At 37.1% G+C, this 22,596-nt stretch carries 16 protein-coding genes and 2 rRNA genes; 2 read left to right on the plus strand and 16 right to left on the minus strand.

Going from position 1 to position 22,596, the window contains the following annotated elements:
• Positions 1–156: 156 nt before the first annotated feature.
• The 13 genes from BMW37_RS05370 to gspC all read right to left on the minus strand — a co-directional run bounded on the left by BMW37_RS05370 (position 157) and on the right by gspC (position 13,365).
• A complete protein-coding gene (locus tag BMW37_RS05370) occupies positions 157–1,140 on the minus strand; it encodes a prepilin peptidase (RefSeq protein WP_093318394.1) in 984 nt (327 codons plus the stop codon).
• 1 nt (position 1,141) lies between these two features.
• Positions 1,142–1,954, minus strand: a complete 813-nt coding sequence (gspN, locus tag BMW37_RS05375) for a type II secretion system protein N (protein WP_093318395.1) — start codon at positions 1,952–1,954, stop codon at positions 1,142–1,144.
• 114 nt (positions 1,955–2,068) lie between these two features.
• Positions 2,069–2,569 carry a type II secretion system protein GspM gene (gspM, locus tag BMW37_RS05380; protein ID WP_177168587.1) on the minus strand — a complete coding sequence of 167 codons (501 nt, stop codon included), beginning with the start codon at positions 2,567–2,569 and terminating at the stop codon, positions 2,069–2,071.
• 4 nt (positions 2,570–2,573) lie between these two features.
• Entirely contained in the window at positions 2,574–3,989 is a 1,416-nt protein-coding gene (gene gspL / locus BMW37_RS05385; RefSeq protein WP_093318397.1) for a type II secretion system protein GspL, read from the minus strand.
• The gene (gspK, locus tag BMW37_RS05390; protein ID WP_093318399.1) at positions 3,982–5,013 is read right to left on the minus strand and encodes a type II secretion system minor pseudopilin GspK; all 1,032 of its coding nucleotides are present in this window, start codon (positions 5,011–5,013) and stop codon (positions 3,982–3,984) included. Before gspK ends, gspL begins: the two co-directional genes overlap by 8 nt.
• Positions 5,014–5,016: 3 nt before the next feature.
• The gene (gene gspJ, locus BMW37_RS05395; protein ID WP_093318400.1) at positions 5,017–5,649 is read right to left on the minus strand and encodes a type II secretion system minor pseudopilin GspJ; all 633 of its coding nucleotides are present in this window, start codon (positions 5,647–5,649) and stop codon (positions 5,017–5,019) included.
• Between the two features lie 31 nt (positions 5,650–5,680).
• The gene (gene gspI / locus BMW37_RS05400) at positions 5,681–6,097 is read right to left on the minus strand and encodes a type II secretion system minor pseudopilin GspI (protein WP_093318401.1); all 417 of its coding nucleotides are present in this window, start codon (positions 6,095–6,097) and stop codon (positions 5,681–5,683) included.
• A 1-nt stretch (position 6,098) separates the two neighbouring features.
• Positions 6,099–6,716 carry a type II secretion system minor pseudopilin GspH gene (gspH, locus tag BMW37_RS05405; RefSeq protein ID WP_093318402.1) on the minus strand — a complete coding sequence of 206 codons (618 nt, stop codon included), beginning with the start codon at positions 6,714–6,716 and terminating at the stop codon, positions 6,099–6,101.
• 10 nt (positions 6,717–6,726) lie between these two features.
• Positions 6,727–7,188, minus strand: a complete 462-nt coding sequence (gspG, locus tag BMW37_RS05410) for a type II secretion system major pseudopilin GspG (RefSeq protein ID WP_093318428.1) — start codon at positions 7,186–7,188, stop codon at positions 6,727–6,729.
• A gap of 149 nt (positions 7,189–7,337) precedes the next feature.
• Positions 7,338–8,609 (minus strand): type II secretion system inner membrane protein GspF, encoded by a 1,272-nt coding sequence (gspF, locus tag BMW37_RS05415; protein WP_093318403.1) that lies wholly within the window; start codon positions 8,607–8,609, stop codon positions 7,338–7,340.
• On the minus strand, positions 8,609–10,075 hold the full coding sequence (gspE, locus tag BMW37_RS05420) for a type II secretion system ATPase GspE (RefSeq protein ID WP_093318404.1): 1,467 nt from the start codon (positions 10,073–10,075) through the stop codon (positions 8,609–8,611). The genes gspF and gspE overlap by 1 nt, the downstream gene beginning before the upstream one ends.
• A gap of 122 nt (positions 10,076–10,197) precedes the next feature.
• Positions 10,198–12,213: a type II secretion system secretin GspD gene (gspD, locus tag BMW37_RS05425; protein WP_177168588.1), complete on the minus strand. Its 2,016-nt coding sequence runs from the start codon at positions 12,211–12,213 to the stop codon at positions 10,198–10,200.
• Between the two features lie 267 nt (positions 12,214–12,480).
• On the minus strand, positions 12,481–13,365 hold the full coding sequence (gene gspC / locus BMW37_RS05430) for a type II secretion system protein GspC (RefSeq protein WP_093318405.1): 885 nt from the start codon (positions 13,363–13,365) through the stop codon (positions 12,481–12,483).
• Between the two features lie 385 nt (positions 13,366–13,750).
• Between gspC and BMW37_RS05435 the strand changes: the two genes are divergently transcribed.
• Both BMW37_RS05435 and BMW37_RS05440 read left to right on the plus strand, forming a co-directional pair.
• A complete protein-coding gene (locus BMW37_RS05435; RefSeq protein WP_093318406.1) occupies positions 13,751–15,763 on the plus strand; it encodes a glycoside hydrolase family 10-like protein in 2,013 nt (670 codons plus the stop codon).
• A 62-nt stretch (positions 15,764–15,825) separates the two neighbouring features.
• Positions 15,826–17,874 carry a glycoside hydrolase family 10-like protein gene (locus BMW37_RS05440; protein WP_093318407.1) on the plus strand — a complete coding sequence of 683 codons (2,049 nt, stop codon included), beginning with the start codon at positions 15,826–15,828 and terminating at the stop codon, positions 17,872–17,874.
• A gap of 136 nt (positions 17,875–18,010) precedes the next feature.
• Here BMW37_RS05440 and BMW37_RS05445 read toward each other — a convergent pair whose 3' ends face one another.
• The 3 genes from BMW37_RS05445 to BMW37_RS05455 all read right to left on the minus strand — a co-directional run.
• Positions 18,011–21,439, minus strand: a complete 3,429-nt coding sequence (locus BMW37_RS05445) for an inverse autotransporter beta domain-containing protein (RefSeq protein WP_177168589.1) — start codon at positions 21,437–21,439, stop codon at positions 18,011–18,013.
• Positions 21,440–22,036: 597 nt separating this feature from the next.
• A 5S ribosomal RNA gene (gene rrf / locus BMW37_RS05450) occupies positions 22,037–22,152 on the minus strand.
• Positions 22,153–22,320: 168 nt separating this feature from the next.
• Positions 22,321–22,596 (minus strand): 23S ribosomal RNA (locus tag BMW37_RS05455); the annotation flags it as partial.

Genomic DNA, 22,596 nt, shown 5'->3' on the forward strand with positions numbered 1-22,596 from the left:
AGTGGCAAGGTTTATCGCCTGCGGATTGATGCGGGATAAACGCACCATAATTGCATTAAATTCTTAAACAGCCTAAAATTGAATCATTATTTTATCCATTTTTCTGTAAAACTACGTCTTTCAGGCCTGGTGTATAAAGCAAAATGGATAAATGACTCAGATTAAAAATTGATAAAAACATATTCCCCAAAAGCTAATAGACAAATAAACACCAAATGCAATCATTTGCTTATTGTTGATTGAATTGTCTGAGCCGTTAATATTTAATTGATACTGTTTAGACGATTCTAGCTCACTATTGGTACCTAGCTTTTTTTTGTGCATAAATAAAGCATCTAATAATGTATGTATAATTGCTAATGCCGCTGAAAGCGTCAAGATAAGCAAAAGATAATGCGTGCCAATACAGGCGCCAATCGCAGCAAAATACTTCATATCTCCCTGCCCCATTCCGTCATATCCTCTAACTATACAAAAGAGCTTATTGACTCCCCACAAACTAGCATAGCCGACCATTGCACCTATTACCGCATCCTGTAAGGGTACAAATAACTCAAAAAGATTAAAAAAAAGCCCCATCCAGAGTAAGGAGAGAGTCAACACATCTGGTAATAAGAAATGCTTCTTATCTATCCATAATAAAATAACCGTAAAATACGTAATCGCTAAAAATGCAATCGTCTCATATCCTATTTGAGGCAATAACCCGATACAAAAAAATAGCACTAGCATGTGCATTTCAATCCATAGATACTGTTTAGAAATAGGTGCATGACAGTTTGCACACTTTCCTTTTAATACTATATAACTAAGGATAGGAACATTGTGGTAAAAAGGAATTAAGCTCATACAATTAAGACAATGCGAGCGCTTTTTTGAGAGTAGCGCCTTGTCATTAGAAGCGTGCGTTAATGAGTCGTTATTAGAGTATTGACACTGCGTTTTTTCACCATTGTGACAAACAAATTGACTCTCTTGCTTAATTTGAAGGGGAAGTCTAACACTCAGCATCCCTGCATGGCTGCCTAAGAGTGCCCCTAGAATCACAAATAATCCTAATTTAAATAATGGATAATGCTCAAACAACATGAATAATGATTGAACATAATCATCCAAATCAGATAACAAAGTGAGGAGCATGTTATAATTTCCCTGAAGCTTGAATTGTTTTTAACGATTCAGTACCTGGCAACTGCCCTATTAAAACCCGAAGTCTAGTTGGCATTTGCAATTGGGGTTCTATTTGCCCTTCGACACTATATTGACCTGTCTTAATATCTAATTTCGTTAATAAGTTCATTTTAATTTCGTCACTCAGTTGATTCATATTCAAGATTAATTGATTATCTTGGCAAGTGACGGGGGTACTGGCTTCGTTTAAATTAACGTTGATACCAAACGCATCAACCTTGAGCTGAGTCAAGGCTATATTGCCATTTAATGTATGGCATTGAGCAAATTCAGCACTTGCTGATTCAATGTTCATTATCATATTCCCCTCTATTTTAAGAGGAAGCGTATTAAATTGTTTGATTGCAGGAGCATTTTTAGGAAATCTATGCGCATTCATTTCTATAAATGATTTAATGCGTCTATGTAATGCCGCTAAATCAGACTCTAATCGTACATCATTCATCTTGACAGGCCTTTGTAAGTTAACATTACCCTGCATGGAAATACCTTTCTCCGCTTGAATGGTTAACGCCACCATCGGTTTAATGCTGGAAAAATGAGGCTCAAACCAAACTAACCGCCACTTAATAGACTCAATCGGTTGTCCTAGCACAAGTGCATTGATGACTTCACCTTGCCAAATACTTCCGTTTATGTGCTGAAGTTCGATATCGTCTGGCAAAGGAACAAACGAGATAAGAATACGCGCAGGCATCAGCAAAATTAAAAAAAATAGGTAAAAAAATACGATGAATAAGCCTATAGCAATTTTTTTCTTCATTCAATTTTTCAACTTGTTATTAAGCGATAGATATAAAAGAACTTACACGAAGCATTTCATCTCCCCATCGTGCTAGCGATGAATCTAATGGCGGCTTCAATGTAAAATTAACGGTTAAACATCCACTCGCGATAATTGTAAATTTTTGACCGATACGATCCCTTGTTTAGTTTTGATAGGAGTCACTTCAATACTCAGCACTAAAATATTATGATTATCTTCGAGTGAGGCTAACCAAACATTTAAGGTATCAAAGGCAACTTCACGAATGCTAACAATCATCACTCCTTCTTTTAATTGACTTTCCTCAATAATAATATTTGCATCTCGTGCACTAATTGAAACAGATTCATTTAATTCAATAGGTTGCTCACTTATTACGCTCCCTTTAAAATGCGCTGCATATGGTGCTAATTGATTAATTTGCTTAATCATCACCTCAAGCTTATGCTCCTTAGTAGTAAGATTTATCTCTGCATTTTTAATAGGGGAATAAACGCCTAACCAAAGTATTGCCACACTAATTAAACACATCAGCACAATAAGTAGTTTTTTTTCTAACTTGGATTTTTGTTGCCAATAAGAATCACAGGAATATTTCATTTTGTTTATCATGGTATTACTCCTCATTAACTTCAATTGACTTTAATATCAGTGTTGTCTCAATTTTGCTATTACGTTCAGTCGCTTGCGACTCTATTAACGTAAAGTATTGAGCAGCTTTCATTTTAATTTGATTCAATCTTTGGTGAGAATCAACTTCAATACCAATTCTCAGTTCATTTTTCTCTCTAAAAAAATGCATCTGAGTCACCACCATGTGTCCGCTGTTAGTTAAGCCCTCATCAAATATGGCTGGTAAGTATTGATACCAATCAAAGAGCGATTGCTTAGGCGCCTCACCAAATTCAAGTGTTTTTTGACGTTGTTTCAAATCTTGACTTACCTCACCTAATGTCTTAAATTTTTGATTAAACACTTGATTATGCATCCTGATAACACTTTGAGTCTTCATATCAAGCTGTTGGTTTCTAATTGCAAGTGCCATAACCAAATAGATTAATCCTAAACAAATAACCGCCCCTCCTAATCCCCAAAAGGGGCTAGCAAAGATAGACCCGCGCTTCTTTTGACCTCTTTGATAGATAAGTGGCAATAAATTATGATGACGTAACTGTTTGGGATTCTGATTAGACAGCCAATCAAAGAATAATCCAGGTATGGTGATTAATTTTGGTGGATGAATTTGCTTTAATTTAAATGTACTTAACAGTGGCAAAACTTGTTCTTCAAGATACCCCATTGCAGTTGGTGCTGCATAATAAACTTGGAGTGTATCTGTGAATTCTTCATCTGTGTTTAATCCACCTGCATGGTTATCACTTAATGCTTGTAGTTTTTCAGGTAATACGTGATTAAGCGTACTTACAGGAAGCATTGAATAATCAAATTGACTAAACCGCCATAAAGTACTTTGAGTTTGACTATCGATGAACACACTTATTTGATCTTGACTTATTGGTAATACCATTGCATCAATGAATACTCCTAATAATTTGATATTGAGGTTTGAAAATGTGGATAAGGTGTGCTCTAGCCTCGCTTCATCAATTAATGCAAACGTGACATCATTAGCATTCTTGTTGAGTAAGATGGTGCGTAAATGATTGACTTCTGAAGCAAGATCATGTTCTACTTGGAACTTTAAGCTCTCAATGAGTGCAGGCGTTAACTTTCCAGGGATAGTCAGAGTGTGAATGTAAACATGGTGGTTTGCAATGATACAGTACACATCGATATTTTGGAGGTTCATTCCCAGTTGAGTGAGCTCATTAAGATGGGTTAATAGACCAGTATGCATGATGACTTTTTGTGCGTCACATAACCAGTATTGATATTTCGGCAAATTTTCCTGCTCATTTTCAATCATGAACTCATTTAACAGGTACGGTAATTCATAAACAATCAGCGTCTGATTATGCTTAAATGAATGTTTATTCTCGCGTTTGTTGAATGTAGATTTTAGCTTAATCACTCAGCGCCCCTATTTTTGTATTAATGACAGATACGCCATCCTTCGAACGATAAAATAAACTTTGCGTTGTAAACAAGCTCTCTTCAATTTGCAATGATAAATTGGCGATAAAATATTGGCTATGCACCACTAAAATAGCATCTAATTGCGCTTTCATAGGATCATCATTCATCAATCCGGCATCTTTATAAAAATCAGTTAAATCAGACCACCCTGTTTTTGGTCTATTTGCTATTAGCTGCTCTATAAATCCCTCATCCCACACACCTAACGTAGCACTACTGAGGAGCTTTGCATCATCAGCGGTTAGAGTATTAACATTAAGGCTGATATTATTTCTTGGCAGTACACATACATGCGGCATGATTTTATCTATTACCTCTGGCGTAAACCCTTTAATCAATCTAAGTTCTGTCATATCCACTAAAGGTTGATTAGCTGCTAAATAAGGTGGATTTTGTTCACTATAATACGTATCTTCAGAACCATACGGTCTGACTTCATCATTGCTATCTAACCAATCTTGCAAGTTCACAACTAATTCAATTGACTCATAGGCATCAACGCCACTTTGCGCAAATAAATTAACAAAAACATCAAAAATATACGTATCTATGCCTTCAGTAGGGGTTTCAGAAGACTCTAGGGTTTGATTCACAGCATTAAGATTCAAACAGCTATAGGCATCAACTATCTCAAATTTTAACAATGCCTCTTCAAGCGGAAATTGATTAATCTCGCTTGCCCAGTATTGTCCTAAATGTGTATGGCTTTCATCATCTTTTAAATCTCGCCATAAGACCCCACGAATCACCTCATTTGCGCCTAGCATGTACCATTTAGCCTGTAAACTTCTTTGTTGAAACTCTGTTTGCTTTAACTGAGAAAACCATCGCTCACTCATTAACACCCCAATGGTCGTCATCACAGCAATGAGTAGCAGCACAACAAGCAACGCCATACCGCTTTGTTTAGATGATTTCACTGTTTGGCTATCTAAATTATGAGCGCGTTTGTCTTTCATCTGTTAGTCCTGCTCACTTACAGCAGAGTTCAGTTTAAATTGGCGAGTTAACACCCCATCTTGTTCGCTTGTCAGCGTCATTTCTATCGCATCTGGTAGCCTTTCTTTATCTTGCCAATCAGAGATCCATTGATTACGGTATAAATAACGAAATTTGAGTGCATTCACATCCGTTAAAACAATCCGTCTTTTCGCCTCTGCATTTGGGACTCTATCGACAAATGTGTAATATTCCCGAACTAAATTCCCATCCTCTAACAGGTACCCTACACGAACTAACTCCGAGCGTTGAAGGATAAGTCCTGGATTAAACCAACTATTACGCGTAAAATAAATTTCATCATTCGCCTCAGTTCGACTTTTAATAGAAACCAGCATACCTTCTCTCTCCCTGTCATAACCGACGCGGGCCATTTTAGGAACAATACTGGTAAAATCTTGTTCCATCTGTAATAGCGCTTGGTTAATAGCAGTTAAGCGTACCGTTTTTTCATCTAACCGCTCATCACTCAAGAGCATTTGTCTCATAACCGTAAAAGCACTGAGGCTAAGCACAGCAAAAATCGCTATCGCTATCATCATTTCAAGCAATGTAAAACCATTTTCACGTTGGCATTTAGCCTGATTACTTAACATAGATTGTATCTTTCATTTTAACTTTGCTTAATCACGCTTGCTTAATCACATATGTGCGTAAACTTGCCACAATATTAGGCTCTGAGTCTAATACAAATGGCGTAGTTGACACTTCAACATCGATGGCCCTTAATTGTGGTTGTGGTGTATTAACACCTTGCCATCTGACATACCATTGCCTATTACCGAAGGTAACTGTTTTGCTTTGCCAACTGGTTTCAGGCCAAATCCCTTTGAGCCTCATCTCAGTTAATTGGTTATCGGCTACAAATAGCCCCTGAGATCGCTCCTCTAATTGACTTAATCCTTGCACGGAGTGATTAGTTGACGACAGTAACGTAATACCTACAATCGCAAAAACGGCTAAGGCAACTAATACCTCAATCAATGTCATACCATTTTGACGATTACGCATGGTTTTGTGTAAATGCTGAGTGAGTTTTATCATATCAAAGCTCAAATTCTTCTAGTGCGAGATTACCAACAGTATCAGCAGTTAATCGCTGAATTAATCTATTTTCGTCATCATAAAACTCCAAAATAAATGGCGTCACTTCCCCACCTGGCAATATCCAAATTTGAGGGGGAATCAACTTGCCTGCTCTCATTTCAGCAATTGAAACCAGATTCGGTAATGCACCATTTTCAATCTCACCTAACCTCAATTGGATATGGATATCCTCAGGTAACGTTGCACTGGTCACTAAATGGCGCCTTTCAAATGCTTCCCAAACTAAACTCGCAACAGTGCGACGTTGTTCATCTAAGGCCTCAGTCGATGTAGGTCTATTTACTACCTGAGTTCGCATCCACTGCCAATCTCTTTGTGTCACGCTTAATCCGTAAAATCGCCCTTCAAGCCTAGCTTCATTCAATAACGAGGCGAATCCTTTTTTAAACTGTGCATTTTGGGTGTTCAGGGTTGTATTTCGATTTTCAGGCAACGTCCCCACCACTACAGATAAAACCAGTCCAAGCAAAAATAGAACTAAAATCAATTCAAGCAATGTCAATCCAAGCGCTTTTTGAGTCTGCTTATTCACTGTTTGTCTGGTTAATCGATGCATATCAATTTCATCATTCTATTTCAGTTAGATTCCAGTTCCCAATATCATCTTCTGTTCCAGGCTCTCCATCAGGACCAAATGAGTAAATATCGATTTTTCCATGATCGCCAGGCTGTTTAATCAAATAAGGATTACCCCAAGGGTCTTCTGGAAGGCGTCTAATATAGCCATCTTCACGATAATGTTTAGGCAGAGGCTCAGCCGTAGGCTTAGTTACCAAGGCCTCTAAACCTTGTTCTGTTGTTGGATACCGTTGATTATCTAACTTATACATATCTAATGCATTTTCAAGGGAAGTAATATCAGAAATGGCTTTTTGTTTATTCGCTTTTTCAGTGTTACCAAGTAAATTAGGCACTATAAGCGCAGCTAATATACCTAATATAACGATGACAACCATCAACTCAATCAGCGTTAAACCAGCTTGTTTAGATACCCCTAATGCAGGCACATTCTGATGATTGTGATGCATACTGAGTTCATATTTTTGTCGTCCCCACTTATTCCATGTCATTACCTTGGTTAAAACGCGTTTGAAACATGGTAATTGATGATTCATACCTGACTCCTCTTGTCATTAAATTTATAATTCATTATGATTTTATTGATGCTTTTATCTTTTCATCCAAACATGGTGTTAAGGGCAATAATAGGCTGCATGATAGCTAAGACAATAAACAGCACCACTCCTGCCATGGTTAAGATAAGCATGGGTTCAAAAACACTTAATGCAAAAGTAATTTTGGCGCTTAATGCATCGTCTTGAGTTTGAGCGGCTTTAGCTAATAGCGTATCTAACTCACCACTTTTTTCTCCCGAAGCGATCATGTACAACATCATTGGGGAAAGGAGTTTCGTTTGGGAGAATGCTTGGTAAATGGTCCCGCCCTCTCGAACAAAATTGGCGGCAGACTGAAATTTAGCTTTGATTTCTTGATTGGTAATCACATTAGCACTAATGTGCATTGCTTCTATAAGTGGCACGCCACTGGCTTGTAAGATGGACAAGGTTCTGGCATATCTAGCGCTGTTAGCATCACGAATTAATTGCCCAACAATTGGAAGTGTTAGAATAAAACGATCATACTTAGCCCGCCTAGAATCAACTGATAAGCTTTTTTTAATACCAAGCAAACTGAGCAATAAACCAAGGAGTAAATACAGACCAAACACACTTAAAAAATCACTGATACCGATAAGTATTCGAGTGCTTAAAGGCAAAGTTTGTTTCATATAAACAAACTGTTCAACGACTTTAGGGACCACAAACGTCAACAACATCATAATGACTGTACAGGCAACTAATGTCAGCATAGTAGGATAGACTAATGCTTGAGTCAGTTGCATTTGCATTTTTTGCTTCTGTTCTGTGTAATCTGCAAGCCTCATTAAAATGGGGGCAAGGTGCCCTGAAGCTTCAGCCGCTTCCACCATCGCACAATACATCGAATCAAACATATAAGGATGAGCTTTCATCGCATTTGAGAGCGTATGCCCTTCAAGGACTTTTTCTCGAACAGAATAAATGATAGAGACCACATACGCACTTTCTGATTGTTCGCCAACTGCTTTTAACGATTCCTCAAGTGGTAAAGCAGAAGAAACCATTGTGGCAAGTTGTCTTGTAAATAAGGCTATCGCTTTACTCTTAACTTTTTTAGGACCGAATAGAGTCAACTTAAAATTAAAACCCTTTGCATGAGCGTGCTTTGGTTCAACGGGCGTCATCGTCTTAGATTGAGGCAAAGAAAGGGAATCAACCTGGCTCACGGTTATTACAAATAATCCTTGTTCTTTTAGCTTGACCCTTGCTTGCTTTTCTGTATCAGCTTCAATTTGTCCTTTTTGATCTTTACCATTGCTTAATCGAGCGACATAACGAAAATTGGCCATTATTTGTCATCCCGAGTGACACTGATCACTTCTTCTAAACTGGTAATGCCAAGTTCCGCTTTAGATAAACCTTCACGTCTTAAATCTGGGCTGGTTTGTCGTATCGCTTTGGTAATAAACTCCTCCCCTTCATTACGATAAATCGCTTGCCTTACCACTTCATTAACAATAATAAGCTCATGAATACCGGTACGGCCACTGTAACCTGTCATTTGACAAGCCTCACAGCCGCCCGCTCGGTGTAGGCGTGTTTTAGGGGCTAAATCATAAGCCGCGGCAGTAGCCTCATCAATTTCATATGGAATTTTACACTCAGAGCAAAGTGTTCTAACCAATCTTTGTGCCACGACCGCAACTAAAGAGGTTGAGAGCAAAAACGGCTCTACGCCCATATCTTGCAAACGTGTAATCGCACCAATTGCACTATTAGTATGCAATGTTGATAACACAAGGTGACCTGTCAAAGATGCTTGAACTGCAATTTTTGCCGTTTCTGTATCCCGTATTTCACCGACCATGACCACATCAGGATCTTGTCTCAAGATTGCTCTTAAACCTCTTGCAAAGGTCATATCGACTTTATTATTGACTTGGGTTTGCCCTATACCTTCTAAATCGTACTCTATCGGATCTTCGACAGTTAAAATATTCCGTTCTTTACTGTTCAATTGACTTAATGCCGCATAAAGGGTGGTACTTTTACCTGAACCAGTCGGGCCAGTCACGAGGATGATTCCATGAGGAGAGAGTAACGTCGTTTTCATGGCCTTAAGGTGAGCATCACGCATCCCAAGTTTTGCCAAATCTAACACAACACTATGTTTATCTAATAACCTTAATACCACTCTCTCAGCATGATTTGAGGGTAAGGTTGATACACGCACATCAATGGCTCGCCCACCAATTCTAAGTGAAATTCGGCCATCCTGTGGAATGCGTTTTTCCGCAATATCCAGTTTAGCCATCACTTTAATTCGAGACACTAATAACGCAGCAAGCTTTCTTTGAGGTTGTAAAATTTCCCGAAGCACACCATCAACGCGAAAACGAATACTCAATGATTTTTCAAATGTTTCAATATGAATATCAGACGCCCTGACTTTAATGGCTTCACTCAGCATCGCATTTATCAACTTAATAATAGGCGCATCTTCATCATTATTAAGCAAGTCATCATGCTCAGGAATATCTTCTGCTAATGCATAAAAATCCATTTGATTACCAATTTCTTGCATCATCAACTGCGCCTCTGAAGAGTCTTGTTGATAGAGCGTCACTAATGTCTGAGCAAATTCTGACTCATCTAATGCTTGAAATTCCAAAGGTAACATACCAAGATAGCGCGTTATTTCCCTGTAGCATTTATGTAAAAGCGGCGGACGGTAAGCAAGCACCCATTTACCCTCAAATTGCTTTAAGACAACCTTATTCGCCTCGGCATAGCTGTAGGGTAAAATCCATGACATTGTAAGTGACTCCCTTGTTGGAAATTGACTTAGCCTAATTAACTGCGCTGCAACATTTGTGTTGAACACACTGCATTTTGATATTCATCACGCTATAAAATAAATTAATCAATCATTTATCCTTATTGATAAAATGCTTGAATATGTGTTTTCACATCCTCATAAATGTATTTTTTTTCTAAATCAGGAATAGAGAAGTTAGGCGATTTCATTTTATTATAAGTATCATTTGCGATATCAGCCGCTTGGTCACGCTGAAACTCTCCATATTTACGTGCGGATAATTCACCAAAACTGTCTTGATCATGAATGATTGTCGGCCTGATAAAGAGCATTAGATTACGCTTGCTTGCCCCCTGAGAAGTAGATTTAAACAATGCACCAACAAGTGGTATATCGCCTAATAGTGGGACTTTACTATTTGTATCTTTAGTAGATTCATCTAATAACCCCCCAACTACGACTGCTTCCCCACTGTTAACTAATAAAGCATTCGTAATGGTTCTGGTGTTAAACGTAGCGCCTAATTCAGCAGAACCTTGAGCCGGTGCATCAGCCACACTTGAAACCTCTTGCTCAATTTCTAAAATAACTGAGCCCCCTTCATTCACCTGTGGCTTGACCTTAAGTTTGATTCCCACGTTCTTACGATCCACAGTGTTAAAAATATTATCCCCAGACGTTGTTTGCGATCCACTTAACACGGGAACCTCTTGCCCGACATTTATAACAGCCTCTTTATTATCCAAGGTTACAATGCTAGGAGTTGCTAAAATATTATTTTGGCTATCTGTTGAAAGCGCCGTTAAAAGCGCTGCCCAATTGCCTGAATAAAATCCTGCTGCAATCCCATTGACGCCATTCAGTGCATTGGCTAATGCTGAATCTAAAGTGCCATCATTTTCCAATTGATTTGCAGCGGCAGCGGCTGTCGTGATAGGAAGTCCCGTATTGGTAAACTGAGTAAAGCCTGCCTGTGAATTAGCCCATTGAATGCCTAAATTTAAGCCATCAGCATTTTGTACTTCTACAATAATAGCCTCAACTAAAACTTGAGGTCTTCTCACATCAAGCTGCCCAACCACATTTTCAAGTTCTCGCATAATATCGGGGTTAGCATTAATGATAAGTGAATTAGTTTGAGGATCTGCTTTAATCACCGTATTTTTAGTAATTGATTGACTATTTGTTGTTGGAGCAGCGCCGCCTTGTTCAGATTCAAGTTTGGCGCTAAATCCTGTTAAGACATCGACTAAATTCTCTGCATTGGCGAATTTAAGATAGAGCACACGCGTACTTCCCTCGGTGACTCGTTCTCTATCTAGATCTTCAATCGTTGCTCTTAGGCGCTGCCTTGATTGTTCTTCTCCTATGATAAGCACCGAATTTGTGCGTATATCCGCCACAATTCTCACACTACCAATCCCGGTGCTTGATTTAGCTGCTTGATCGGGTGATTTAATTAATTCATTCACAATTTTTACCACATCTTCTGCAGAAGCATGCTGAAGTGTAATCGTATCAACCGTTTGATCCCCTGCCTTATCAACCCGGCTAATTATCTCGAGCAATCGATTGATGATCCCAACTCGTCCTGTTAATAACAGAACATTAGACGGTTCATAGTGAACAACATTACCAGCACCTGCCGTATCATTTAATTGACGCAGTAATGGGGCAAGATCTTTTGCATTAACATTTTTAAGCGGAACAACCCGTGTAATGACTTCATCATTAGATAACACGGTCGAATCATCCACAACAGGCACCGCTGATTCCTTAGCATTCTTTGAACGAACAACTTTTAAAACGCCGCCTTCTTGCTCAACTACAGCAAACCCATAAACTTCAAGTACACTCAAGAAAAAGGCATAGTACTGTTCTTCATTCAGTTCATCATAGCTTCTGACAGTAATATTCCCCTTTACACTTGGATCAATGATGACTGTTTTATTTAAGTTTTTACTTACAGTGTTAATAAACTCTTGAATATCGGTATTTTGGAAATTGGCAGTAAATTGTGCGCCATGGCTCATATCACTGGCAAGTAATCCAAAGGACAAACTGAGTGCAGCGATTAAATTACGCCATTTTTTGCTGTGAGAAGAGAGTTTGTGAGCTTTTGTCTGATTGTTCATATTATAAAATCTGCTCTATATCATTAATTTATTTAGCTTCACGATACTATTGATCGTTAAACCTACGCTTATAGAGGAATAGTAAATAACTATTTACCTCTCAATGTGTTACAAAGACTATATTTCTTATTTTCTTAATTAATCTTACTTCATTTTTACTTTATTAAATCTTATGACACGTGAGCGCTTATAACCTTCGATAAAAGCAATATACGTAAATACGATTAAACGCTCATCATGCCATCCTTAAACCTGTTTGAATCTTCATCACTGATTGAGTGATAAATTGATAGTATAAATTTGTCCATCTCTCTCAACATTAATCGAAAGCTCTGTCATCTCAGGCAATTCAGATAATAATGCTAATGATTGAATCTCATCTTTTAAATCAACACCATTGATTTCCACAGCTAGATCGCCAGGCATAAACCCTAATTCAGTAAACATCTGTGCGTCTTTACCTGGATTTATCCTGTAGCCTAATAATTGGTTATCCTCTTTAACAGGTGAGATTGCGATATAATCAAATAATTTTTCAGGTGAAGCCAGTAGTTCATCTTTAAAGTCTGCCGTAATTGTAGAAGGCTCATTTAGCTCTTTTAGACTTTCTTTAGTAGAAGATATTGTCTTAGATGAATCTGAATAAGAAAGTCTTGTTTGCTTTCCCCCCTCATTAATAATCACGCCTTGTGCATCAATTTTGACAATGGTTGCCTGCCCGATAATTTTATCGCCTACAAAATAGCTCTTTTGTTTGTTTTGATGTTGAATAATCGCCATAGAGGCACTAGGGTCATTACTGGTTAATAATCCAGTCAAAGTTAAAGCTAAGTCAGTTTTTGGTACAAAGGCAGGTACCATTGGTTCAGGGGTATCGGCGGATTCGGTTGCTTTGCCAAATAACAATAGTTGATTGACTAAGGTGGCACTTTCAAGTCTAGATGCCGATATCGTCATATTCTTAGATGAGCTCAATGTATTTGAAGAAATATTGATTGACTGATTATCAGTAAACAGCAATTCATAAATTTGCCAAGTTATCCTCGCTAAAAAAAAGGCACATAAGAGCAATAACAAAGCAAATAGAATTTGGCTTATTCTTTTTATGAGAGGTCGATTTAAGCTCATCAAGTCATTTAATTCGTGTTTCATTTAGCTCATTCTTTTGTTAAACATATTTAGGTCAATACCCTACCACTAACTCTATAATTTTTTGAGTTAAAACATTATGTTTAACTGTTTTAAATTATTATATTAATCTTTGAATGTTACAGTTACATGACAGCGATCAACACATTCAAACTACCTTGGTTGTAAATAACTATGCGGTACATCACACTTTGCTCCGATTATATTGCAAATCTATCGTTAATTATCCTATTATTGGAATAATTTTTCTGTTATTCAAATCACAAAAGGAATATAAAATTCTATTTGTCACAAAATAATCTTCTTTATCAGTTAGATACTGATACATTTTTATTGTCATTTTTATACATTGTCGAATACACTAATTTAACACGATAGGATCTGCCGCATGAAACGAAATAACATATTGAAATTAAGCACCATTACACTTGCTCTAAGCTTAATATTAACAGGATGTGATAGTGGTGGGGGATCTGATAGTGCGCCTCCTGCACCCCCAAAGCCCCCTACACTGCCTGAATTATCGACCACCATGTGTAGGCTACCTACAAATGAAAATGGTAAAAATACAGATTTTATCGCACTTGATCCATTAGCATCATTGGCCGAATTAAAGGCATTCAATTCGGTCTCTAATCAACAAGATGGCGCTGGAGTGACTCTATTTAATTCACTGCATTTTCCTACTGAAACAAATTCCACCATCGAGATCCCAACGGAATACAAAGCATCTAAACACCAATTTAGAGGAAGCTATGTCTCAACTCACTTTAATCTTGATATTAAACCTAGCACGAGTAGTGCTGACTTTAAGTCAAAATTTACTAAGATATTGAATGAAGCAGAAGCCTTAAAAATGAATGCAATTGTATTTCAAGTTAGACCTAATGCCGATGCCTGGTACAAATCTGAGATCAACCCTTGGGCAGCTACTTTATCTCAAAAAGGTACCGGACCTGGAAGACAAGGTGTATCAGAACTTGGTGGCTTTGATCCACTAGAGTATATGCTAGAGCAAACTCATAATAAAGGCATGGAATACCATGCTTGGATCAACCCATTTAGAGCCGCCTCTAGCATTACTCAAAACTTTGATAATAAAACACTAATCATTGAAGACTTGATAGCATCAGGTAAATTATCAGAAGATAATTTCTTAGTCGACAACGTTGATAAAACCTACATTAATTTAACAACAGGCACCTCGACAACAGGTATTCTTGCATATGATCCTAGTAACCAAGATGTACAAGCGCATATTATCGATACAGTGAAAGAACTATTAAAATATGATATCGATGCTATCCATTTTGATGATTATTTTTATTTAGGAAACACTACTGCTAGTGATTATATGAATCAATTTGATTATCAAACTTTTCTTACTTCAGGAAATTCTGATAGCTTTGCGAATTTTGAACAATGGCGCCGTGATAATATCACCGAATTTATTACAAAGGTGCAAACGACAATTAAAGATCATAATGATTCACATGGTACGTCAGTTCAATTTGGGATAGCACCTAGTGGTAATTGGGGCAATACCCCAGCTCAAGAAGATGGAGCAAGAACAAGAGCGAGTATTTCCTACGCAGGCACTATCTATGCTGATACAAAAAAATGGTTGAGTGAGGGCTTAATTGACTATTTAGCACCACAAATCTACTGGCCATTTGCTCACCCCTCTGCGCCATATGGAGAAATCGCCACTTGGTGGAATGGTGTTGCAGAGGATAAAAACCCAAGTTCAAACACGCAACTATATATTGCTCATGAAATAACCCGATTAGCACCATATACTCCAGAAGGTACTGACTCTGCTGATACCTTAACTGTAAAACAAGCATGGGCAAATCCAATGGAGATAGCAAATCAGTTAAGATATAACCAAATTCTCCCTCAGATAGAAGGCGGTATTTTTTGGAGACATGATTATACGAACGGAAGTAAAAATAGTGTAGTGAGTTCTTCTATGGGTACACTCAAAAATCAATATTGGAATGCTTACGCCATCCCACCAGAAAAACCATGGTTAGATCAAAATAATGCGGTACCAAATAGTCCTATTGAGGCAACTTTCATCATTAATAACATTAATGCCACTTCATTTACCGAATTTCAGTGGAAAGATGACAATAATGAAGATGCTCGTTACTTTGTGATTTATAAAGGCATGGGCGAACCTGAAAATATATTTAAAAACCCCAACAATATTATTGCTAAAGTTCCGGTAACTGCTGAGAAAAAGAATGGATTTTATACATTTGAAGATAATTCGCCTTTAACTCCTCAGTCAACGTATTTAATCAGTACTGTAGATAGAGCCTCAAGAGAATCTGAAGCAACAGAGGTTTTAATTTCTAAAACAATCATTGAACAAAAGCAATTAATATGTGAGTAAGCGCTTGTTCAATTTCTTTAAGCCCGGTTAATCGGGCTTTTATTATTTAACTAGGAGTTAACATGCGTATTAATCAATCCTCTAAACTCACCCATTTTCACTTTAAACTTTCAACATCAGCAGTGCTCATCACCGGTTTAATGACTGTTTTGCACATTAATACACTTCATGCAAAATCGGTCGATACACAAGATATCTGTTTTATCCAAAATAGTGATCCTACCCATCCTTCACCAGTTAGAGCATCGATACAAAACTTGCCACTTAAGCAATTTGATATCAATACACATACATATAACTCTTCAAAACCAGTATTTTTGTTTGATAAGACGCTCAATGAAAGTGCGCCAATCGTTGAAGTACCTGACAGTTACCATACTGATAAATTTCACTTTAGATCAAGCTGGATAGCAACGATTAATAACCTCACTATGCCTAAAACAGACTCTACATTACAATTTAAAGAGGCTTTTAGTGAACATATCTCACAGATGAATCAAATGAATATGAATGCGGTTATTTTCCAGGTTAGACCAGAATTAGATGCTTGGTATCTTTCAAAAATCAATCCTTGGTCTGCCTATATTAATAGTAATCAACAAGGCAAAAATAATTTTGAAGATAACAATTTTGACCCACTTGCCTATATGATAGAAGTCTCTCATAACCATAGTATGGAGTTTCATGCTTGGTTTAACCCCTATCGTGTCACCTCAAAAAAAATAACCCAATTATTGCCAAATGAAGCAGAAGAAAAATTACGTTCTCTTTCAACTAGCGAGCAAATTGCTTTATTAGCTAAAAATGGTGTGCTAGCAGAAAATAATTTTGCAGTATTGCATCCCGAAGCCGTATTACAATTTGATGAAAAATTCTTTTTAGACCCTAGCAACCCTATTGTCATAGCACATATTGTTGAAACCGTTAAAGAAGTGTTAGAACAATACGATGTCGATGCCATTCATTTTGACGATTATTTTTATCCATACCGAGTAAATACAACAATAGACGGAAAAAATGTACCCAAATTTTTTGGTGATAAAAATGAAGATAGCGAGGCATTTAAACTTGCAAGAACACTTAATTCTGATTATACCGATGATATCGCTGGACTTGAATCATGGCGTAGGGATAATATCACTAAGCTAATTGTTTCAGTTAAATCAATTATTGATGAACACAATGATAAACATAATCGCTCAGTACAATTTGGGATAAGTCCATTTGGTATTTGGGAACATAAACAAGTAAATAGTGCGGGCACTAACACCCCTCTTGATTCCACACAAAGTCATAGTAAATCGATTTATGCTGATACCAAATCTTGGGTAGAAAATCGCTATCTCGATTATATTATTCCCCAAATCTACTGGAGTTTTGAAAAAGCCGCTGCACCTTACGGAGAACTAGCAACTTGGTGGAATCAGCTTGCACAAAATAATAATCATCTCCCTGAAAAATCCACCCTACTCTATATTGGTCATGCTAATTATAAACACTTTCATAATTCTGGATTTGAAAAAGAGTGGCAGAATCCAGAAGAAATTCCCAATCAATTAAGATTTAATCAAACGTTAGATAATGTTTTAGGTAGTGTTTATTTTAGCTTAGGGGAATTAACTCATACTGATGCATCTGGTATGCCAAGTGATAAACAAATTGCAGCTAATGCTAGGGTTAAATCAAATCAATTACTGAAAGATAATTATTTTACATACCCAACACTTGTTCCTAGTAAACCTTGGCTTGATAAAATGACAACCCAGCCTGTTCAAACGCCGACTTTTATTATCAATAAAGAAAGTAATATTCTCAACCAATTTACTTGGAAAGATGATCCTAATAACGATGTTAGGTACTATGTCATTTACCGTGCTCTTGGTGCTAAAGAAGACGTATCAAAACATCCTGAAAATATCATAGCAAAAATCCCTCGTAATCAGTTGGGTCAATATCAATTTACAGATAAAACCCAAAATGATGGACGACAATATACCTATATGGTAAGTTCAATTGATAGAGCTCAAGTGGAAACTGATGCAGTTGAAGTGGGGTTAGAACGTAGCAAGGCAAGTGAAAGCAATTTGGAATGCTTGCCACTAATTGAATAACGTGGATTCGTAGTTGGCAAAATCTACTTTTTAAGTTAATTCCCCAATTGGTTTTTCCAATAGGGGAATAATAAATATTTGAAAAATCAATACCATTCTTTATCTGATGTAGACAGTACGGCATTAAAGGATATTGTTATTGTTCTAGCACAATGACATCTAGTGTACCTGTTGTTCCGATAGGTGGTTGGATAGTTATCCGATAAGGACCAGGTTGATTAAACATAACAACTAAATCTGCAATACCCTGCTCGTTGACTGGTATATGATTTACAAACGCATAATCAATTCCTTCAACTGCATCAGGCGATGAGTTATCATGTCCTTTTATAATTCGATAACTAAGTGTTTCATCGATAAATACAGGATTACCAAATCTATCAGTTACCCGATATTCAAACCAAGTAGGTCGGCCTATTATTGGTGCTTGAAGTGTTGATAGCCTATCAATTCGAATATCCAACAGACTTGAGATTAAATTTACAACTGCCTGGCCTGTAGAGGTATTACCACTTGAATTCGTCATTGAAGCTTCAATTAAATATGTTCCAAGCGGTCTTAATACTTTCAGATCACCTGTACTAGCGAAAAAGACTGCAACCGCATTACCCGATGAATCTGAAAATGCCTCACCAATTGGCTCTTCATTTTCTCCTGTAAATTTGACAATCTGTCCCACAACTGGATTATTATCTTTATCGACCACTTTTGCTGTGATATTTGCTGTGTCTTCTGAATTCGCTATCATTTCCGATTTATCGACCTGCACATTAACTATCTGCGCACTATTAACATCTCCATTAAAAGAAATTTGTATGACCTCATTTACGGCCTCATCACGGTCCATCTTTACTAAAACAAAAGGACTTATGCTTAATGAGCTTGGAGGATAATCAGTTGCAATAAACTCACCTATTTCATCTGTTTGAGTGATAGAAGATTGCCATCCACGTGTATCTGAGAGTGTAATAGGTTCATTTGCAATTGGGTATCCATATTGGTTAAGTAACTTGCCTCTTAATAGGGTTGTGTCGACACCATTAGATAAAATCTGGATCTGATCTGCACTTAAACTAATATATGCATTCGTGTAGTCTTGCAAAAATTCAATCACAGCCATACCTATTGCGCCATTTGGTAATGTTACAGTTAAATTAAGCGCACCTACTACAAAGCTTGGCTCGATAGGAATAATAAACTCACCATTTAAATCAGTTTGAAAAGGATTGCCAGAATAGTCATTTCCTCTATCGTCAGTGACGATAATATTCGATAAATTCGCAATTCTATTACCGAATGTATCTGTTATTACTACTTTCACATCCGTTTTATCTATACCATCAGCTATGAGTGTCGACGATAATGGTGTTGCTTCAGCAACAATTGCCAAGCGGTTATCTGCAATAAATGAAATCGTTTCAAGATTTGAGCTGATATTAGATTCATCGACAATTGCTTTAAGCGTGATTGTTTTGACTTTAGTACTAGATAATAACTGAGTTGCTTCGCCAGATTCATCTGTCAAGCCTACTAATTTATCACCATTATCATCAATTAAGATAGCGCCTGATTCATCTACAAAATCAACATTAATTCCCTCGATTGGATCTTGGTTAAAATCAAGTACCTTAGCGATTAGAGTATGACTATCCTCACCATTAGCCAATACGGGTTGAGCGGTGACATTTAAACGTATCTCATTTGGTACGGCTCTAAATATCACAACTTGAGATGCCTCAATACTTGGATTTTGCACAACTGATGCCCAAATTGTTTTGGGCCCCGCAACAATTGAAGTCACTCTCAGTTGAGCCCTACCATCTTCATTAGTTTCAATCCGATAAATTTCATCTAATTCATCTTTGAACACTATCTCAACATAAGGCATCAATTGATTACGTTCATCTAATAATATCGCCTCGACAATATTATCTGCAATGCCATTGGCAACTGCATTATCTTCTAAAACATTGAGATACAGTAATGCGGCTGATGCAGGATCACCTTTAAAAAATACTGTTTTATGTTCACTACGCAAAGCGGGTAAACTGCCACTGACTTTTGCATACACTTCAACTAGACCAGGTTCAATAGAACTCAATCTAAATGTTGCTGTACCATCATTATGTGTTTGAGCTGACAATAAGAAGTTATTCGATTTATCAAACAAATCTAGCCAAATCCCAGAAATAGGTTCTTCATTTACATCTAATAGTTGAGCATTAAGCATGACTTCATCTCGTCCATCAGCTACTGCTTGAGATTTAATCACATCAAGGGTTAATTGTGCTTGAGAAATAATTGATTCGTCAACAAAGGTAAGTGCTGTTGATGCAGTTATTTTGTCATTACCAATAACCATTGCTGTCACAGTAAATAATCCAGACTCAGTTGATGAAATATCAAAATATGCATATCCATCATCATTACTACTCGCTACTCCAAGTATATCTTGATTCTCATGAGTCAATCTAACCGTGATATCTGATAGAGGTACATTATCATTATCACGAAGCATGACACGCACTTGATTAGTTGCTATACCATTTGAAAGCGCCCTGTCCTTTATCACGTCAATATCGATTGCTTGGACTAATTCTGGTCTATTTACCCCTGCATTAATTTCATTTGGCTTTTCACGATACTGTAAAGTTACCAATGGATTGCGTTTAACTAAATCATATTTACCCGCTTGAAAACTCCGTAATTGCCGAACTTTGTTAGGATCTAATTGCTCCGAGACCGGAATACCAAAACGATAAGTTAATGCAAGCGAACCTTTTGTGTCTGAATAACCTTGTTTACCTTCTGTGTGTTCAATTTGCCAAGTCATTAAAGGTATAGGAGTATAATTGACCCCTAGAGTAACCCCATAAGGATCTGATTGTAATGACTGATTTCGAAACAGACTTACTGACTCCCCAAAATACTGTTCATAGCGTAAATTCATTCCTACCTTTGGATAATCCGGATGATAGGCATCGAATACCATATCAAACCCATTTGCAGCTCTTGCTTGCAATTGAGCATCGTTATTAAATTGTCTAAATGTGCTATCTACATCGCGCCAATCACTTAACCTAAGGTAACCATTTGTGGTTAACCGCATAAAATCACGAAAATATTCGGCTCCTATACCAAACCTATCATGATTTCCTCTCATATCACGATCATAAAATATATTTGCACCCAGTAGACTTTCATTAAGCATCAATCGGTAGCCAACACCAAAGTTTAGAGTATCGGTACTATCCTCATATCGGTATCCTAATTGAGTAAATATCGTATGGTTTTGTTCGTCATAAATAGGTAATAACAAATCAATGCTACTTGTCTCAAAATTATCATATTCAAAACTATACCCTGTTTTGATTTCTGCTGTTCCATATTGACTGAACCATTGCTGAATAGAATGACTCAAATATGCAGAACTCGCTTTTGAGATAGAATGGATAGCTTCTTCATTTGTATCTTTTGCAAGCGCTGATGGTATATAGAGTATTTGCACAATATGTGCAATAATTATACTTATGACTGTAAATTGTGAAAAAAATCCTTTTTTCATTTTAGTTAACATCCTTTTAGATACTTTTTATTACAGGACTTGTTTATCCACAAAGATAAACTATTGTTTTTCAAAGTTAAAATTCATTATAACGAATGTTTTAAAACTTTCAAATTAACTTTAAGCCTTATTATTCAACGATTTAAATCAAAAATACCCCTGTATTTTTGAAATAATCAGGAAAATATCCAATAAAGCTGAGAATTAAGTAAAATCAATTGATAAAGTAATATCCAAGTAAATAAGAAGGGATAGTTATTTTTAGAGATAAACCGAGAAGAGATAAATGTAGGATGATGAATGGCTCTTACAGAAATGCTTTGAGGTGACTCATGATATGATTTAAATTACATTTGTTGGATTGTTTTAAAGAAAACAATCTAACCTTGCAGTTATTACTTCTAATGATTCTTTAATAATTAAGGTTAATTTCAGAGGAAAATTTAAGATTAGGCCAGGACAGCGTTACCGTGACAACAATTAGTATATGAATTTACTGTGTAAATTAAACAAAAAAAGCCCTATATAAATATAGGGCTTTTTTGTTTAATTATTTTTTTTATTGATAACGCTTTATGATGTAATACTCTATTTGGTGCCTGGCAGTGTCCTACTCTCGCATGGGGAGACCCCACACTACCATCGGCGCTATTGCGTTTCACTTCTGAGTTCGGTATGGAGTCAGGTGGGTCCACAATGCTATTGCCGCCAAGCAATTCTGTGCGCTCTTCTTTGGAATAAGCTCTTATTAGTCAATTCTTTTAGTCTTGTTTAGTTTAGTTTAATCTAGTCTTATCATTCACTTCTAGATATCTGACTCTATCAATCACACTTCTCTCTCTACTCTTTCAAGTCACTCACCAAAACACCTTCGGTGTTGTAAGGTTAAGCCTCTCGGGTAATTAGTATGAGTTAGCTCAATACATCGCTGTACTTACACACCTCACCTATCAACGTCATAGTCTTTAACAACCCTTATAGATACTTACGTATAGGGAAGACTCATCTTGGGGAAAGTTTCTCGCTTAGATGCTTTCAGCGATTATCTCGTCCGCATTTAGCTACCGGGCAGTGCCATTGGCATGACAACCCGAACACCAGTGATGCGTTCACCTCGGTCCTCTCGTACTAGAAGCAACCCCCCTCAATCTTCCAAC

The organism is Thorsellia anophelis DSM 18579 (genome assembly GCF_900111395.1).
Classification (GTDB): domain Bacteria; phylum Pseudomonadota; class Gammaproteobacteria; order Enterobacterales; family Thorselliaceae; genus Thorsellia; species Thorsellia anophelis.

Excerpts from the sequence above, each read along its gene's own strand:
- BMW37_RS05440 (WP_093318407.1), top strand. The coding sequence starts at position 15,826 with ATGCGTATTAATCAATCCTCTAAACTCACCCATTTTCACTTTAAACTT.
- gspK (WP_093318399.1), bottom strand. The coding sequence starts at position 5,013 with ATGAAAGACAAACGCGCTCATAATTTAGATAGCCAAACAGTGAAATCA.
- BMW37_RS05370 (WP_093318394.1), bottom strand. The coding sequence starts at position 1,140 with ATGCTCCTCACTTTGTTATCTGATTTGGATGATTATGTTCAATCATTA.
- gspI (WP_093318401.1), bottom strand. The coding sequence starts at position 6,097 with ATGATAAAACTCACTCAGCATTTACACAAAACCATGCGTAATCGTCAA.
- gspG (WP_093318428.1), bottom strand. The coding sequence starts at position 7,188 with ATGCATCACAATCATCAGAATGTGCCTGCATTAGGGGTATCTAAACAA.
- BMW37_RS05445 (WP_177168589.1), bottom strand. The coding sequence starts at position 21,439 with ATGAAAAAAGGATTTTTTTCACAATTTACAGTCATAAGTATAATTATT.
- gspF (WP_093318403.1), bottom strand. The coding sequence starts at position 8,609 with ATGGCCAATTTTCGTTATGTCGCTCGATTAAGCAATGGTAAAGATCAA.
- gspE (WP_093318404.1), bottom strand. The coding sequence starts at position 10,075 with ATGTCATGGATTTTACCCTACAGCTATGCCGAGGCGAATAAGGTTGTC.
- gspD (WP_177168588.1), bottom strand. The coding sequence starts at position 12,213 with ATGAACAATCAGACAAAAGCTCACAAACTCTCTTCTCACAGCAAAAAA.
- gspC (WP_093318405.1), bottom strand. The coding sequence starts at position 13,365 with ATGAAACACGAATTAAATGACTTGATGAGCTTAAATCGACCTCTCATA.
- gspJ (WP_093318400.1), bottom strand. The coding sequence starts at position 5,649 with ATGTTAAGTAATCAGGCTAAATGCCAACGTGAAAATGGTTTTACATTG.
- BMW37_RS05435 (WP_093318406.1), top strand. The coding sequence starts at position 13,751 with ATGAAACGAAATAACATATTGAAATTAAGCACCATTACACTTGCTCTA.
- gspN (WP_093318395.1), bottom strand. The coding sequence starts at position 1,954 with ATGAAGAAAAAAATTGCTATAGGCTTATTCATCGTATTTTTTTACCTA.
- gspM (WP_177168587.1), bottom strand. The coding sequence starts at position 2,569 with ATGATAAACAAAATGAAATATTCCTGTGATTCTTATTGGCAACAAAAA.
- gspH (WP_093318402.1), bottom strand. The coding sequence starts at position 6,716 with ATGCATCGATTAACCAGACAAACAGTGAATAAGCAGACTCAAAAAGCG.